Origin of the sequence: Acinetobacter sp. A22 (genome assembly GCF_030913345.1) — a bacterium.
Taxonomy (GTDB): Bacteria; Pseudomonadota; Gammaproteobacteria; order Pseudomonadales; family Moraxellaceae; genus Acinetobacter; species Acinetobacter junii.
The window spans coordinates 246640-262783 of sequence record NZ_CP133162.1; the positions used below are offsets into that span (position 1 = coordinate 246640).

General features: G+C 39.2%; 20 protein-coding genes and 1 riboswitch. Of the genes, 13 read left to right on the top strand and 7 right to left on the bottom strand.

What is annotated here, in order from left to right; translation table 11 throughout:
- Positions 1-7: 7 nt before the first annotated feature.
- Genes Q9Q86_RS01160 through Q9Q86_RS01170 form a run of 3 tightly spaced genes read left to right on the top strand, consistent with a single transcriptional unit; the run spans position 8 to position 3832 of the window.
- Positions 8-946 (top strand): ABC transporter permease, encoded by a 939-nt coding sequence (locus Q9Q86_RS01160; protein WP_042891421.1) that lies wholly within the window; start codon positions 8-10, stop codon positions 944-946.
- A 7-nt stretch (positions 947-953) separates the two neighbouring features.
- Entirely contained in the window at positions 954-2096 is a 1143-nt protein-coding gene (locus Q9Q86_RS01165; protein ID WP_112986563.1) for an ABC transporter permease, read from the top strand.
- Between the two features lie 14 nt (positions 2097-2110).
- On the top strand, positions 2111-3832 hold the full coding sequence (locus tag Q9Q86_RS01170) for an ABC transporter ATP-binding protein (RefSeq protein WP_112986564.1): 1722 nt from the start codon (positions 2111-2113) through the stop codon (positions 3830-3832).
- Positions 3833-3910: 78 nt separating this feature from the next.
- Here Q9Q86_RS01170 and rluB read toward each other — a convergent pair whose 3' ends face one another.
- From rluB to Q9Q86_RS01185, 3 genes are read right to left on the bottom strand one after another with little or no spacing between them, the layout of a single operon-like run.
- Entirely contained in the window at positions 3911-4855 is a 945-nt protein-coding gene (gene rluB / locus Q9Q86_RS01175; RefSeq protein WP_039047454.1) for a 23S rRNA pseudouridine(2605) synthase RluB, read from the bottom strand.
- 41 nt (positions 4856-4896) lie between these two features.
- Positions 4897-5496, bottom strand: a complete 600-nt coding sequence (gene scpB / locus Q9Q86_RS01180) for an SMC-Scp complex subunit ScpB (RefSeq protein ID WP_112986565.1) — start codon at positions 5494-5496, stop codon at positions 4897-4899.
- Positions 5493-6287 (bottom strand): ScpA family protein, encoded by a 795-nt coding sequence (locus tag Q9Q86_RS01185; RefSeq protein WP_005403105.1) that lies wholly within the window; start codon positions 6285-6287, stop codon positions 5493-5495. The genes scpB and Q9Q86_RS01185 overlap by 4 nt, the downstream gene beginning before the upstream one ends.
- 238 nt (positions 6288-6525) lie before the next feature.
- On the opposite strand from Q9Q86_RS01185, the gene Q9Q86_RS01190 reads away from it, so the two are divergent.
- Entirely contained in the window at positions 6526-7239 is a 714-nt protein-coding gene (locus Q9Q86_RS01190; RefSeq protein WP_112986566.1) for a GNAT family N-acetyltransferase, read from the top strand.
- A 300-nt stretch (positions 7240-7539) separates the two neighbouring features.
- Here Q9Q86_RS01190 and Q9Q86_RS01195 read toward each other — a convergent pair whose 3' ends face one another.
- On the bottom strand, positions 7540-8157 hold the full coding sequence (locus Q9Q86_RS01195) for an L-threonylcarbamoyladenylate synthase (protein ID WP_112986567.1): 618 nt from the start codon (positions 8155-8157) through the stop codon (positions 7540-7542).
- 88 nt (positions 8158-8245) lie between these two features.
- Positions 8246-8908 carry an elongation factor P hydroxylase gene (locus Q9Q86_RS01200; RefSeq protein ID WP_112986568.1) on the bottom strand — a complete coding sequence of 221 codons (663 nt, stop codon included), beginning with the start codon at positions 8906-8908 and terminating at the stop codon, positions 8246-8248.
- A gap of 96 nt (positions 8909-9004) precedes the next feature.
- Here Q9Q86_RS01200 and Q9Q86_RS01205 point away from each other — a divergent pair, with 96 nt between their 5' ends.
- From Q9Q86_RS01205 to lysM, 7 genes are all read left to right on the top strand, one after another.
- Positions 9005-9565, top strand: coding sequence for a DUF177 domain-containing protein (locus tag Q9Q86_RS01205; protein ID WP_004952618.1), 561 nt, complete (start codon positions 9005-9007; stop codon positions 9563-9565).
- Between the two features lie 74 nt (positions 9566-9639).
- A complete protein-coding gene (rpmF, locus tag Q9Q86_RS01210; RefSeq protein ID WP_004638135.1) occupies positions 9640-9825 on the top strand; it encodes a 50S ribosomal protein L32 in 186 nt (61 codons plus the stop codon).
- A 197-nt stretch (positions 9826-10022) separates the two neighbouring features.
- Complete coding sequence (gene fabD / locus Q9Q86_RS01215; RefSeq protein WP_112986569.1) at positions 10023-11009, top strand: ACP S-malonyltransferase; 987 nt, start codon at positions 10023-10025, stop codon at positions 11007-11009.
- A complete protein-coding gene (gene fabG / locus Q9Q86_RS01220; RefSeq protein WP_004682865.1) occupies positions 11006-11740 on the top strand; it encodes a 3-oxoacyl-ACP reductase FabG in 735 nt (244 codons plus the stop codon). Before fabD ends, fabG begins: the two co-directional genes overlap by 4 nt.
- Positions 11741-11826: 86 nt before the next feature.
- Positions 11827-12063, top strand: coding sequence for an acyl carrier protein (gene acpP / locus Q9Q86_RS01225; protein WP_004655272.1), 237 nt, complete (start codon positions 11827-11829; stop codon positions 12061-12063).
- A 184-nt stretch (positions 12064-12247) separates the two neighbouring features.
- Positions 12248-12490, top strand: coding sequence for an acyl carrier protein (gene acpP, locus Q9Q86_RS01230; RefSeq protein WP_004682864.1), 243 nt, complete (start codon positions 12248-12250; stop codon positions 12488-12490).
- 215 nt (positions 12491-12705) lie between these two features.
- Positions 12706-13179: a peptidoglycan-binding protein LysM gene (lysM, locus tag Q9Q86_RS01235; RefSeq protein ID WP_112986570.1), complete on the top strand. Its 474-nt coding sequence runs from the start codon at positions 12706-12708 to the stop codon at positions 13177-13179.
- Between the two features lie 76 nt (positions 13180-13255).
- Here the strand turns inward: lysM and Q9Q86_RS01240 are convergent, their stop codons facing one another.
- On the bottom strand, positions 13256-14023 hold the full coding sequence (locus tag Q9Q86_RS01240; RefSeq protein WP_112986571.1) for a hydroxymethylpyrimidine/phosphomethylpyrimidine kinase: 768 nt from the start codon (positions 14021-14023) through the stop codon (positions 13256-13258).
- Between the two features lie 93 nt (positions 14024-14116).
- On the opposite strand from Q9Q86_RS01240, the gene Q9Q86_RS01245 reads away from it, so the two are divergent.
- Complete coding sequence (locus Q9Q86_RS01245; RefSeq protein WP_112986572.1) at positions 14117-14791, top strand: HAD family hydrolase; 675 nt, start codon at positions 14117-14119, stop codon at positions 14789-14791.
- A 34-nt stretch (positions 14792-14825) separates the two neighbouring features.
- Here Q9Q86_RS01245 and ribB read toward each other — a convergent pair whose 3' ends face one another.
- The gene (gene ribB / locus Q9Q86_RS01250) at positions 14826-15485 is read right to left on the bottom strand and encodes a 3,4-dihydroxy-2-butanone-4-phosphate synthase (RefSeq protein WP_112986577.1); all 660 of its coding nucleotides are present in this window, start codon (positions 15483-15485) and stop codon (positions 14826-14828) included.
- Between the two features lie 93 nt (positions 15486-15578).
- Positions 15579-15734: riboswitch (FMN riboswitch) on the bottom strand.
- Positions 15735-15916: 182 nt separating this feature from the next.
- Between ribB and Q9Q86_RS01255 the strand changes: the two genes are divergently transcribed.
- Positions 15917-16135 carry a hypothetical protein gene (locus Q9Q86_RS01255; RefSeq protein ID WP_112986573.1) on the top strand — a complete coding sequence of 73 codons (219 nt, stop codon included), beginning with the start codon at positions 15917-15919 and terminating at the stop codon, positions 16133-16135.
- Positions 16136-16144: the final 9 nt, after the last annotated feature.

Genomic DNA, 16144 nt, shown 5'->3' on the forward strand with positions numbered 1-16144 from the left:
CATCTTTATGCTGGCATATATCATACGCCGTATATGGCAGATGATCCCAACGATGCTCGGGGTCGTGCTGCTGATTTTTTTCTTATTCAATTGGGTGGGGGGAGATCCTGCATATATCTTGGCAGGAAAAATGTCGAATCCTGAGCAAATAGAAAATATCCGTCAACAGTTAGGTGTCGATCAGCCTTATTACGTTCAACTTTGGATCTTTATCAAGCAAATTATAAGCTTCGATTATGGTGTGAGTTGGAGTACAGGTGAATCGGTCTCGCAAATTATAAGCACGCGTTTAGGGCCATCATTGACGATTTTGATTCCATTGACGATTTTACAAACCGTTATTTCGATCATTTTGGCGTTGGCTGTTGCCTCTGTGCGAGGAAGTTTGACTGATCGTATGGTAATGATGCTTTGCACGATTGGAATGTCGATTAGTATTTTGGTTTATATCATTATTTTTCAATACTTCTTTGCTTATCAGCTTGGTTGGTTTCCAGTTCAAGGCTGGAGCGATAGCTTCAGTGAAAATCTATTCAAATATGCATTATTACCTGTTCTTATCATGTTGGTGGTAAGTATCGCCCCAACGTTAAGACTGTATCGTAGCTTTATTTTGGATGAGGTGAATCAGGACTATGTGCGCACGGCACGCGCTAAAGGGGTGAGTGAACGACGTGTGTATGGCGTGCATGTTTTACGCAATGCTTCAATTCCGATTGTGACGGATGTGATGGCAACTTTACCTGCTTTGTTAATTGGAGCCTTTTTGATCGAACGTTTTTTTGGTATTCCAGGGATCGGTCGAGAAGTCATTATTGCTGTTGAACGAAGTGATTTTCCTGTGATTAAAGCGATTACGGTTTACGTGGCCGCTGCGACCATGTTTTTTAACTTAATTGCTGATCTGATTTATAAATTAATCGATCCGCGTGTAGAGTTGAAGTAGGTGAACTATGCTGAGTGTATTATCAAAACGAAAAGCGCAAGTTCAGACTAACACCACATCTTCAGGATTATGGCGTTTGGCAGTACAACGATTAAAAGCTGATCCTATTGCTATGGCATCCTTATTCATCGTATTCGCCTATTTTATTGTGTTGCTACTATCTGTTACAGGCGTAATCGCCTCGGATTGGAACAAAGAAGTCGCAGTCAGTTACGCGCCGCCAACCTTTATGGGCGCTGATACTGAAGATTCGCCTCTGAGTCCAGTCGCCAAGCAAGTGGAAGTTCTACCTGAAAATCCAGTCGATCCTTTAAAAGATATTTTACGGGAATTAAATACTCAAACAGCACAACAAACCTCAGGCAATGCAGCCATTGATTACTACGGTGTAACTGATCCATTGGCATCGGATATGCAAGCAATCAATCAGCAACTTGGAGGCGAGTTACTTGATCAAAAGCAAGAGCTGAAATCAACTTTGGCATTCGGTGCAGATAAATGGGGGCAAGATGTTCTCCTTAAAACGATTAAAGGCGCAGAAACTTCGATTTTTGTAGGATTACTATCAGCACTTTTAGCTGTTGTAATTGGGACATTCCTTGGTGCAATCGCGGGATATTTTGGTGGTTGGGTAGATGATGTGCTCAATTGGTTCTATAACATCTTTACTTCAATACCTTATCTATTATTGGTTTTGGCTGTTGCAGCGGTTTTGCAGCAGAAAGGTATTCTTTCGATTGTATTAATTTTAGGTTTAACCGGCTGGACAGGAGTGTTCCGTTTGATTCGTGCTGAATATATGAAGCATAAATCTCGTGAATATGTACTTGCTGCCAAAGCAATTGGGGTCAGCCATTTCCGCCGTATGTTTGTGCATATTTTCCCGAATGTGAGTCATATCGCGTTGGTTCAGATTTCAATTTTAGTGGTAGCGTTTATCAAGTCAGAAGTGATCTTAAGCTTCCTCGGCTTTGGTGTTCCTGTCGGTGTTGTCTCATGGGGTAGTATGTTGAATGAGGCGCAAACCGAATTGATTTTAGGGAAATGGTGGCAATTGGCTGCCGCATCGATTGCGATGGCGGTGTTAGTAACAGCATTTTCTATGTTTACTGATGCATTACGTGATGCATTGGATCCAAAACTGAAATAGCGGAGTGAGATGCGATGACAACAATAAATGAATCACCGTTATTAAAAGTTGAAAATCTTGAGGTGAGTTTTAAATCCGAAAGCAAACAATGGATTAAAACTGTTAAAGGGATTTCGTTTAGTATCCCAAAAAATAAAACAGTTGCCTTAGTTGGAGAGTCGGGAAGTGGTAAATCAGTCACTTCATTGGCGGTTATGGGATTGTTACCGAAAGGACAAAGCCAAATTTCAGAACAGAGCCAAATCCGTTTTGAAGATAAAGACTTACTCAATCTATCTGTTGCAAAGTTACGTAATATTTGTGGAAAAGATATTGCGATGATTTTCCAAGAACCAATGTCGTCATTAAATCCAGTATTTACCGTCGGTGATCAAATTGCAGAGGTTTTGCGTATCCACTTGGGTATGGGGCGTAAACAAGCTCGTGCACGTGTTTTAGAATTATTGAAAGAAGTCGGTATCCCATCTCCCGACACCAAGATCGATGCTTATCCAAGTCAATTATCTGGTGGTCAACAACAACGTGTGATGATTGCGATGGCGATCGCTTGTGAACCGAAACTATTGATTGCGGATGAGCCTACAACTGCACTAGATGTCACTATTCAAAAACAAATTATTGATTTGTTGGAGTCTTTGCGTCAGCGTCGTGAAATGTCAATGTTGTTTATTACCCATGATTTGGCATTGGTCGGTGAAATTGCCGATGAAGTGATTGTAATGCGTCATGGTGAAATTCGTGAAAGTGGAGATGCTCAACAAGTTTTAGAACAACCGAATGATGTCTATACGCGAGCATTGTTGCATTGTCGTCCACAACTATCTTCACGTCCATATCGTTTACCTGTGACCAGTGACTTTATGAAACAAGAAAATGGTCAGCTTATCGAAGCTATTAATCTGTCAACGGTTCATCTGCAAGAACGTAGTCGTGGCTTAACAGGTGACGAGCCGATTATCTTGGATGTACAAAATCTCAAAAAATCATTTTATAGTCGTAAAGGTTTATGGGGACGTGATGAGTTTCAGGCGGTGAAAGGTGTTTCCTTTAAACTGGCTAAGGGCAAAACACTGGGTTTGGTGGGTGAGTCTGGATCTGGAAAAACGACAATTGGTTTGTTACTTATGCGATTGCATGAAGCAACTGGTGGTCAGGCCTTTATAGATGGTAAAGATATTCTTGCGATGTCAGAGAAGGAATTTGCCCTCTATCAACGTAAAATTCAGATCATTTTCCAAAATCCTTACGCATCATTAAATCCTCGGTTTACCATTGGGCAGATTTTACTTGAACCGATGCGTATTCATGGGATCGGTCAAAATGATCAAGAGCGTAAAAAAATTGCATTAGAGCTTTTGGAGCGTGTTAGCCTACCTGTTGAAGCATATGATCGTTATCCACATGAGTTTTCGGGAGGACAGCGTCAACGGATTGCGATTGCACGTTGCTTAACTTTAAAACCTGAGATTTTGATCTGTGATGAGTCAGTTTCAGCGCTTGATGTGTCTGTACAGGCTCAGGTATTAAACTTGCTTCAGGATTTACAGGATGAGTTTGGTTTGAGTTATATTTTTATTTCTCATGATTTATCTGTGGTGAAATATATTTCAGATCAAGTAATGGTCATGAATCATGGGGAAGTGGTTGAAATTGCAAATTCAGATGAGCTCTATTTGAATCCTCAACATGAATATACCCAAAAATTATTAAAAGCAATTCCACAAGGTATTGCTTAGTTAGCTTCTGATTTTCATATCCAAGTCCAATAAAAAACGCTCAAATTTGAGCGTTTTTTAATTTACATTACTGAGCAATTAGAACTTTTTAAAACCTTTATTCAGGCCAATAGTTTTGCGTCCACTGTTGCCGTTATTATTGGTATTTGGGCGTTGTTGTTGCTCTGGTTGTTCATCATCACGACGTTGTTGACGTAAATAACCTCCACGACGCGCCGCCATTGGTTTTTCACTCATACGTTCAGTACGACGTTTTGCCATACCGAATAAGCCTGTACCTTGACGAGGTTTTAATTCAACTGATTTTGCTAAGTTATCGATATCGGCTTTATCGAGTTCCATCCAGCGACCTGTGCGTAATTCACGTGGCAAAATCACTGTACCGTAACGAGTACGGAGTAGACGACTTACTTTTAAACCTTGTGATTCAAAGATACGACGTACTTCACGATTACGACCTTCTTTCACAACAACTTGATACCAACGATTAATCCCATCGCCACCAATTTCAGAGAAAGATTCAAACTTAGCAGGACCATCTTCAAGTTCAACGCCCTTGAGCATATTGTTACGGATTTGCGGAGTGACTTCACCCATAACACGAACAGCATATTCACGTTCTACTTCATTTGAAGGGTGCATTAAGCGGTTAGCAAGCTCGCCATCATTTGTAAAAATCAATAAACCAGTACTGTTGATATCAAGACGACCCACCATTACCCAACGATCATTGGCGATTTGGGGTAAGTGATCAAATACCGTAGGGCGTTTCTCAGGATCGTTGCGTGAGCAAATCTCACCTTCAGGCTTGTAATAGATCAATACACGACGACGTATTTCGTCTTCAATCTGGAATTGTACTTTACGACCATCGATACGGAGTTCATCAGTCGGTTCAATACGCTCACCTACTTGGGCGATTTTACCATTGATGCTGACACGACCAGCAGCAATAACTTCTTCCATATAACGACGTGAGCCTAACCCCACTCTCGCCAGTACCTTTTGTAATTTTTCACTCATGACAGCACAACCTTAGACATAATGATCAACAGTTCACCTTCTCAAGACTTCGGCGCATGTGCATCGAGAGCCATGAATGCTTCCTTGGCGTTCTGTAGGGGAGGCAATTGACCTAGCGAAGCTAGACCAAAAGCATTTAAAAATTGAGGCGTTGTAACTAACAACGCGGGTCTTCCAGGTAAATCTCTAAAACCAGATTCTTTAATCCAGTTCCAGTCAAAAAGCGTTCTCAAGTTTTGGCTATTGTTTGAAACACCACGAATTTGTTCGATATCAGCACGTGTTACAGGTTGATGATAAGCAATCACTGCAACCGTTTCGAGTAAAGAAGGAGAAAGTTTCGTCGGACGTTCAGGCCAAACTTGCGCGATAATATTTCGATATTTTGCACGGACTTGAAAACGAAAGCCCTGTGCCGTTTCAATTAATTCAATAGATCGACCATGCTGCAACATTGCAAGCTGTTGCAGAAAAGTACGTAATTGTTGCTTATTATATTGGTTTTGAAATGCTTCTTTTAGTCGTGCTAGTGAAACTGGGGAGTCACTGGCAAATAAAATAGCCTCAATTTGCAACAAAACATCATGATGGATATCTTCAAGAGACATGCCTTCATGTGAATTGAATTGTTCTAAACTCATGCTGATACTCCTTGAATAGTTAATGGAGCCTCGATACCAGAATGAATAATTTGAATTTTTTGTTGTCTCGTGAGTTCAAGAACAGCCATAAATGTTACAACCATTCCCATACGACCTTGTTTTGGATTTAGCAGCTCAATAAAACTCAAGCTCAAACCAGTTGCAAGTTGACTTTCGATGAAGGCGATTCGCTCTTCTAACAATACAGGTTCTTGTGCAACAACATGTTTAACGGGTTCAGGACGATTGAATACGCAAAACAAAGCATCACGTAATGCATCTACATCATAACCTTCATAAATCGGGGCAATATGACCTATGCTTACGTTTGTACTAAAAGTATCTCGCTCAAAAATTGGCATTTGCCCTAATTTTTCAGCCGCTTGTTTGATTCTTAAATACGTTTCAAGTCGATCAATAAGTTCTTGTTTTGGATCTTTTTCAAATTGATCTACAGCAACTGGTTTTGGAAGTAACAAACGAGATTTCAAATCGGCGAGTAATGCAGCCATCACCATATAGTCTGCGGTGAGTTCGATATTGAGCGATTTCATGCTATCCATATAAGACAGATATTGGGTAGCGATTGGGGAAATATCCAATTGTAAAAGATCAAATCCATTTTTCTGGATTAAATAGATGAGGAAATCTAGAGGACCCTCAAATTGCTCAAGTAAAATTTCAAATGCAGCAGGGGGAATATACAAATCTTCAGGTATAGCTTCTTGCCATTCGTCAAGCACACGAATGGAAGGAGAAGTCTCCAATGTAGAAGAAAGGATTTGATTCATTACCGTTATAAGCCACGCGAATTTTCAAAAGCATGAAAGAGAAAGTGCGGACACATGCAAATTCACATGTCACAACAAGTTCAGCTATTCTAATCGAATTACCTAATTTAATAAATTGCTCACTTACAAAAACCTTAAGTTTCTCAGGGTATTTTCTATGCTTATGGCATCGTATGCAGTTCATACATGAATTTTATGGTTAAATTGTCTTCGCATTATAAAAAATTGGCATTTTCTTATGTACAAATATCAAGAAACACAAGAAAACAAATTTGAACAGCTCACCAGTTTTTCAGTTGAGCACTTTAAGCCTTGTGAACTAGTGCGTGGAAATATTGAGGGGAATTATGTCAATTTAATTGATATCAATTCTGAAGTTTCAAATCGAAATTTTTCCCAAATTTGGAATTGTGTCGCAACAGAGCCAGATGAAAGTTGTTGGACCTATTTGCCGTATGCCGCACCATTGAATTTAACTGTACTTACGGAATCACTAAAAAATTCATTTAATTTTAAAGGCTCAACACATTTTCTAATTGAAATTGAGGGTGAAATTTGTGGATGGATTGCTCTGCTTAATTCTAGACTCGACAATGGTGCCATAGAAATCGGTAATGTTTATTTCTCTCATAAAATGAAAAAGTCGAGGGCTGCTACAGAAGCTATTTTTCTATTATTACAACAATGTTTTAAGCAAAGATTTCGACGCATTGAGTGGAAATGTGATGATTGTAATCAACCTTCTAAAGCAGCTGCATTGCGTTTCGGGTTTCAATATGAAGGTTTATTTAGACAAGATCGAATTGTGAAAGGAAGAAATCGTAATACGGCGTGGTTTTCAATTATTGATGAAGAGTGGTTAGATTTAGAGCCAGCTTATCAACAATGGTTAAGTCCAGAAAATTTTGATGCAAAAGGTATTCAGAAAAAGCGGTTATCAGATTTTATATGATTCAATTTAGACATTAAGCATCAAAAATTGCGTATTCGATAATTGATTGACATTGAGATCGAATACACAAGTTTAGATTCTCTAAATCTTCAAATATGTCTTTTACAATCTTAACTTCTAAAAAATATTCAAAACCTTATTGTCATGTTTAATTTGTATAAGCCCTTCTTTGGGTTCTTTGACTTCAAGGGTGATAGATAGGTTCTAAAAGCCAAGGTTCAATGACATAGATTGTCTGGTCATCAGCATAATCATAAATGTTCACTAACATTTGAAATAGATGCATTTGCTATATCTTTATTATTCAAACGCACTCACATCTCCAACACCACGACGTACGATCTCTGGGTTTTCTCCAGATAAATCCACGATACTAGTGGTGGATAATGTACCGAAACCGCCATCAATAAATACATCTATGCGTTTGCCGAGTTGATTATCAATATCATAAGGATCATCTAGTGGTTCTGTTTGATCAGGAAGAATCAGGGTGCTTGTGAGTAGTGGTTCGCCGAGCTCTTTTAGCAACGCTTGTGCGATAGGATTGCTAGGAATACGCAAACCAATGGTTTTTTTCTTAGGATGCATCAAACGTTTTGGAACTTCGCTGGTTGCAGGCAAAATAAAGGTGGTTACAGCAGGCGTATTATTTTTAAGCAGTCGATACATTGCATTATCAACTTTTGCATAGGTTGCAATATCAGATAGATCACAACACATAATCGCATATTGATGTTTTGGACCTAGACCGCGAATCTGTGCAATTCGCTCCATGGCATTTTTATTTCCAATTTGGCAACCAATTGCATAAGCAGCATCAGTTGGATAAACAACCACATCACCTGCACGTATACGATCTACAGCTTGAGTGATTAAACGTGCCTGTGGATTTTCAGGATGAATATGTAAGTGCAACATTATTATAACTCCCTGATCTTTATGGCTGAATTAAGTATGAAACGTGTTAAGGGGCGGATGCAAGTCTCAGATGTGATAATTTTGTCAATCAATCAAGCGATTCACGTTTAAATTCATCACGTTGTAATGCTCGTCCATTACGCGTACACAAGCAGATGTAATAAATGAAGTGTGCAGCATCACGAGGTAATTTAGACTCACCTGAAAAAAAACGTTTTACTTGATTAAAAACATTGTCTTTAAATAAAGCACCATCACCACCTTCGCCAGTTAAGTTATCTAAAGAGACACGAAACTTTCGACCAAATGCAGTTGCAAATAACCATTCAATCGCTTGGGGTTTGATTTCTACTTGTTCAAAAAGCGCTTGCTGTTCCGCAGTTCGACCATCAGGTGCATACCAATAACCTAGATCAGGTAACTTTCTACGTTGTTCCCCTGAAATCGTCCAATGACTAATTTCATGTAAGGCACTATTAAAAAAACCATGAGCAAATTGGATTCGTGCAGGTAGCTGATCTGTCGCTGGGAAATATTCTGGTTCAAAATCACCTTTAACTAATGTGACATTATGGTGGGAAAACCAGTGATTAAAGTGTAAAATGAGCCAATCAACATGTTCTACTTCAGTTGTTAACTTTTGCCAAGATGAGCGTTGCACTTGATCTGGTATCAATCGAGGTAGATCAGTTGAATGGGTGCTAACAAGTGATGAAGTTGTTACTTCAGGTTGCGGCTGCAACAGGTGCATTGCTTAATTTACCCCGAGTTCTGTCTAAAGAAGTGCAAAATTGTATCTTAATCTTTGACAGAGTACCGATGAATTTGTAGAATTGCCGCCTTAATTATGTCAGCAAATACCTTTCCGGCACAGATTGAGCCGTTTAAATGGGCTGAACAAGGCTTTACATGGTCAGGTACACTGCCATTGTCTCGCTTTGCTCGTATCGCTCGTGAAGCTGTTGGATCAATTAATGATCAATTGATCAACATAGACTGTAAGCTATCAATGGATGCATATCATCGCATTGTATGGTTAGATGGACATATTGATACGAAAGTTCCGATGGAATGCCAGCGTTGTCTGGATACCGTTGAAACTGAACTTGTATCAGATTTTCATTTAGCTTTAATCGATGATGAGTCACTGATAGAGCGCTTGGATGAGGATGCTGATTTCATCGTTTTAGGTGAAAGTGAGTCAACGAAAAAAGGTGATATTGATACACCTGCTTCGATCGATTTGCTCGCATTACTAGAAGATGAACTGTTATTGTTGATGCCTTTATCTCCTAAGCATGATGCTTGTGAGTTAAAACATCGACCTACCATTCAGGACGTTGTCGAAGAGAAGCGGGATAACCCGTTTGATGTTTTGGCAAGTTTGAAGGGTAAACTTAACTCATAATTTGTGTTATAATGTTGAGTTAAGACAACTGAATTTGTTCTGATCCATTTTTTCGATCTTTGTAAGGAGCCATCATGGCCGTTCAGCAAAACCGTAAAAGTCGCTCTCGCCGTGACATGCGCCGTTCACATGACGCTTTAACCGAGAATGCATTATCTGTAGACCAAACTACTGGTGAAACTCATCGTCGTCACCACGTGACTAAAGACGGTATTTACCGTGGTCGTCAATTATTCGCTAAAGCAGCTGATGCTGAATAATTGAATCATATGCATTAAGCGTTAGCTTAAAGTATAGAAAAAATGGGAGCGAAAGCTCCCTTTTTTGTTGTTTTTCGCAATTATAAAACGATTTAATCAATGTTAAATTTCCGCATCGAGAAAAAGTCTGCTGCTATTCTCATGTAGAATCATGAGAAATGATGAAACTGGCAATAGACCATTTTAAGGATTTTTATATGTCGACTAAACGACTTGAGCAGGCAGCTCAAGCAACAAAAACCGCATTTGTATTCCCAGGTCAAGGCTCGCAAAAAGTAGGTATGCTGGTTGAACTCGCTGAGCAGTTTGGTGTGATCAAAGAAACCTTTGATGAAGCATCAAATGCACTAGGTTTTGATTTATGGCATATCGCGCAAAGCGGAGAAGGTTTAGATCAAACTGAAAATACACAACCTGTTTTATTAACCGCTAGTATCGCGTTATGGCGCGTATGGTTGGAGTTAGGTGGTGTAGTACCAAAATACTTGGCAGGACACTCTCTAGGTGAATACAGTGCTTTAGTTGCTGCGGAAGCGATGACATTGGGAGATGCTGTAAAACTAGTGAATTTGCGTGGGAAACTCATGCAAAATGCAGTTCCTCAAGGTGCAGGTGCTATGGCTGCAATTCTAGGTCTTGATGATCAGAAAGTGGTTGAGCTTTGCCAAGCTGCGACAGCAAATGGTGAGGGTTCGGTTGAAGCTGCCAATTACAATGCGCAAGGTCAAGTTGTGATTGCAGGAACTGCGACTTTAGTCCAACAGGTTATCGCTGCTGCAAAGGAGCAATCAGGCAAAGCCATTGCGCTACCAGTATCTGTGCCTTCACATTGCTCATTAATGAAGCCAGCAGCAGAACAGTTTGCTGAAGCTTTGGAACAAACTGCCATTGAGCTACCACGCCTTCCTGTAATACAAAATGTCAACGCGGAAATTGCGACAGATGTTGCTCAATTGCGTCAGGCATTAACGGCTCAGTTGTATGAGTCAGTGCAATGGACTCGTACCATGCAATATCTGCAAGATCAGGGTATTCAGTATGTGGTCGAATGTGGACCTGGGACTGTACTGAGTAATCTTGCGAAGCGATTACCGAACATAGATAAAGCATTTGCGATTGATAGCAAAGCACGTATGGAAGATGCCCTAAACGCAGTATTAGTGGCAGAAGGAAAAATTGCATGACACAACAACGAAAAGTTGCGTTAGTGACAGGAGCTAGCCGAGGCATTGGCGCAGCAATTGCACAGCAGCTCATTCAAGACGGTTTTTTTGTAGTTGGCACCGCGACTTCTGAATCAGGCGCGCAAAAATTGACAGAAAGCTTTGCTGAGAACGGTGCGGGTGCTGTACTTGACGTTCGAAATGGTGAAGCGATTGATGCACTGGTAACAGATATCGAGCAAAAATACGGTTCTGTGCTAGTTCTAGTGAACAATGCTGGGATTACGAAAGATAATTTGTTACTTCGTATGTCTGAAGATGATTGGGACGATATTCTCAATATTCATCTCAAAGCTGTTTACCGTCTCTCGAAGCGTGTTTTGAAAGGTATGACTAAAGCACGTTTTGGTCGAATTATTAACATTAGTTCAGTGGTTGCACATTTTGCAAATCCAGGCCAAGCCAACTACTCAGCAGCAAAAGCAGGGATTGAAGCATTCAGTCGTAGTTTAGCTAAAGAGATGGGCAGCCGTCAGATTACTGTAAATAGTGTTGCACCTGGATTCATCGCGACTGAAATGACTGATCAGTTAAGCGAAGATGTTCGTAAAAAAATGAGTGATCAAGTAGCTTTAAATCGTCTAGGTGAACCTCAAGATATTGCGCATGCAGTGAGTTTCCTGGCTAGCGATAAGGCTAGTTACATTACTGGTACAGTTTTACATGTAAATGGTGGTTTATACATGGCCTAAGTGGCGATGTATAAACTTTTAAAAAATTTTATATTCAATTAAACTAGTGGCAAATTAAAACGCCACAAGCAATGAGGAGAATTCCTGTGAGCGATATCGAACAACGCATCAAACAAGCAGTAGCTGAACAATTAGGTATGCGTGCTGAAGAGATTAAAAACGAAGCATCTTTCATGGATGACTTAGGTGCTGACTCTTTAGATTTGGTTGAACTTGTAATGTCTTTTGAAAATGATTTTGACATCACGATTCCAGATGAAGATTCAAATGAAATCACTACAGTTCAATCTGCAATTGATTATGTAACTAAGAAACTTGGTTAATCAATTTGTGTGATGAAAGGCCACCGTGAGGTGGCTTTTTTATATGTTCAACTTTTCATATGAATAGATGTAAAAATATCTTACAAAAAAAATAAACCATAAATATGAAAATAATTTATTTGAGTGTATAAAGTTTATGCTATTTAAAATAATTTATTAAACCATAACAACAAAAGGGAATTTTATGAATATAGCAAACCGTATTAAAGAGATCATTATTGAGCAACTTCGTGTAAATGAAGAAGATGTTTTACCAAATGCATCCTTTACAGATGATTTAGGCGCTGATTCATTGGCTGTAGTTGAGCTTATTATGGCTTTTGAGGGAGAATTTGGTACTCAAATTCCTTATGAAGAGGCTGAGAAAATTATTACCGTTCAATCTGCAATTGATTATATGACCAATATTGTGGGAGAAAATGCTTAAATTGCTTCAAGTTTTGAACGAATTGAAAGCCGCCGTAAGGTGGCTTTTATATTTAAAAAATATATAAATGTGAAAGCTTAAAATCAGTTTTACTGCATATACATATATTTACAAGACCTCGTTAAATTGAAACTCGCATGCTTTATTTTTTCTGTATAACTAATTGTAAGTCTGTTTTGACTATGCTTAATCAATAATTACAGAGGAAATAAAAAATGGGTCTTTTTGATTTTGTTAAAGGAATTGGTAAGAAAAATAATGCTCCAGCAGAGCCACAACCAGCACCAGCAACTCCAGCTGAACCTTCTGCACAAGAAGTTGCCAATAAATTATTAGGTTTGATTAAAAGTTTAGGTCTTGGTGTTGATGGTTTATCAGTAACCTACAATGGAAATACCGATACAGCCATTATTAAAGGGGGAGTCAAAAGCCAAGCAGATAAAGAAAAGATAGTTCTTGCCGTTGGTAATATTGATCATGTTGCTCAGGTGGATGATCAAATGACTGTTGAAGTTCCAGAACCTGAAAGTAAGTTCTATACAGTAAAATCAGGGGATAATTTGTCTAAGATTGCAAAAGAAGTTTATGGTGATGCAAACCAATACCCTAAAATTTTTGAAGCCAATAAACCGATGTTAAAAGATCCTGATGAAATTTTCCCTGGTCAGGTATTGCGTATTCCGCAATAATTTGTGGGTTTTAAAAAGGCGCATTCAGCGCCTTTTTTTATAACTATTCATTAAAAGATATTCAATATTTCAAACATCAAAATCGTTTTGGAATCTTTTGCCCATTTGGAACGGGTGTTTCAGCATTTTTTAATACAGCAAATAGCCATGTTTCAGCATGCTGAACCGCTATTTTTAGTGAATCACCTAAGGCTAAACGTCCAGCAATGAAGCTTGCCAAAGAGCAGCCTGAACCATGATATTGACCTTCTAAACGCGGGCAACGGCTTTCAGCAATCATTTTCCCATCAGCATAGAGAACATTACGGATATGGTCAGGAGTATCTTCATGTCCACCTTTAACTAAAACTGCTTTTGCACCCATTTGAAATAATTTCTGAGTAGCGAGTTCAATATCATCCACACCAGTTAAAGCTCTCAATTCAACTGTATTGGGGGTAATCACAGTCGCGAGAGGAATTAGCTCAACAAATGCCTTTACTAATGTTGCTTGATCACCTAGAGAGCCACCACTGTTTGCGACTAAAACAGGATCAAGTACATATTGATAATCATCATGTGCTCTTAAAAATTCAGCTAATGCAGCAATATTATCGGTAGTGCCCAACATGCCAGATTTTACACATTTGATCGGTAAGTCTCCAACCACAGCATTTGCTTGAGCTAACAGTAATTCTTTTGAACTTGCTTCAAAACCAAATACTTGTTGTGAGTTTTGTATTGTCAAAGCCGTACAAGCAATTGCCGCATGTGCACCGCTTTGTCCTATGGCTTCTATATCTGCTTGTAGACCAGCACCACCAGAAGGATCTAAACCTGAAAAACATAGTACGGTAGGACGCACAGCAATTTCCTTTTGTTCTCTCAATTACGCTAGTATATGTAAGTTTCGAGAAACTCTCGACTATGTTATGTAAGGCTGTAAGAGATTGAGCGAATGACGATCAGAAATATTTTAATTGATTTAGATGGGACTTTAACTGATCCCAAAGAAGGTATTCATCGTTCAATTCGTTTTGCGCTAGAGAAACTTGGTTATCCAATAGCTGATGAAGTAGATTTGGATTGGACGATTGGACCACCATTAAAAGGTTCCTTGGCGAGATTGTTAAACTCCCAAAGTGATGAGTTGGCTGAGCAAGCACTTGCAGCCTATCGTGAACGTTTTGCAGTGATCGGATTATTTGAAAATCAAGTCTATCCAAATGTTGCTGAGACACTCTGCAAACTAAAACAACAAGATTATCAATTATTTTTAGCAACAGCTAAGCCAACAGTCTATGCGAAACAAATTTTGGTGCATTTCGAGTTGGATCAATATTTCACAGAAATACATGGTAGTGAGTTGACTGGCGAACGTACCAACAAAGCAGATTTAATTGCTTATATTCTTGAGCAAGAACAGTTGAATGCACAGCACTGTGTAATGGTCGGTGATCGTCAATATGATATTGTTGGTGCACGTGCTCATGGAATTGATACGATTGCGGTCAGTTATGGCTATGGAACACCTGAAGAACTGGCTCAAGCGCAGCCGATCACGCAAATCAATCAGTTTAATGAGCTGATTGAATGTATCGAGCAATTAAATCAACGGCGCAAAGTATCCTAATAAAAAGCCTCGATGAATCGAGGCTTTTTTTGTATTAAAGATTATGCTTTAAACGGTATTGGACGAGTTCTTCTATGCTAATTACTGTCAAGCCATGTGTTTGCGCATACGCTAACACTTGAATACCTGATGCCATAGAACCATCTGGGTTGGTTAGCTCACATAGCACACCTGCAGGTTTTAGGCCTGCCAAACGAGCTAAATCAATTGTCCCCTCGGTATGACCCCGACGGGTTAGTACACCGCCATCACGAGCACGTAAGGGGAATACATGACCTGGACGATGAAGATCACTTGCAACAGCACCATCCTTAGTTGCAGCAAAAACCGTTGTTACACGATCTTTTGCTGATACACCTGTCGTAACGCCTTGTGCTGCCTCAATCGTGACGGTAAATGCAGTTTTGAATTGGCTAGAGTTATCTATGACCATAGGTGGGAGTTCTAAATGGTCAGCTAATTGTTCAGTCAAACATAAACACACAATACCAGAACCATCACGAATCATTTGTGCCATTGTTTCGACGGTTAATGTTTCAGCAGCAATAATAAGATCAGCTTCATTTTCCCGATCAAAATCGTCCATGACCAATACAGGTTTGCCTTGGCGAATATCATCTAAAGCTTGTTGAATACGAAGTTCAGCTGGTGAGAGTGCTGAAAAGAAAAGTTCAGGTTGAATTAAACTAGACATATGAAACGCTCGCGTAATTGGGTTACGGTTGAACATTTCAGGACTGATGCAAAATAAGCGGACACCAAAACAGACCAAAGTAAGTTTCGGTGATTTCGTCTTCTTTCATCCGGACTATACCGTCGGCTTTGGTTTTTCACCAAATCTGCTTGTATATAAAAATATACAGGCTCGTGGGCTGATTAGGTCTTTGATGAGCAAAGCCTAACTTACCACCGGTGGGGAATTTCACCCCGCCCTGAAGCGATGTGATTTGATTATATCGAGTTTCTATATTCTGAAAATAGTTTTTTATAGAATGAACCGTTCTATTTAAATCCGAAAATTAAGTAAGAAATCATTCACATTTTTCAATAATTCTAGGTGCTAGTATTCTTTTTGAATTACGCATACACTCCAAACATAGAACAATAAAAATGGAGATCAATAAAATGGATATTAAGGATAATATCGAGTTGGAAAACTTGGCTCAGCAACTTCACCGACCTGTGATGAGCTTAAAAGATTTTAGTTTAGTCTCGCAGCAAGATTTGGCTTGGTTGAATCAGCAATTAAAACAAACGATCGAACAAGAGAATAGAAAAATTAATCAAAGCCTCTTTAAAGTTCCATTTTTTCTAAGACCTTTATTTAAAAACTATCAACAATAGGGGCTAGTC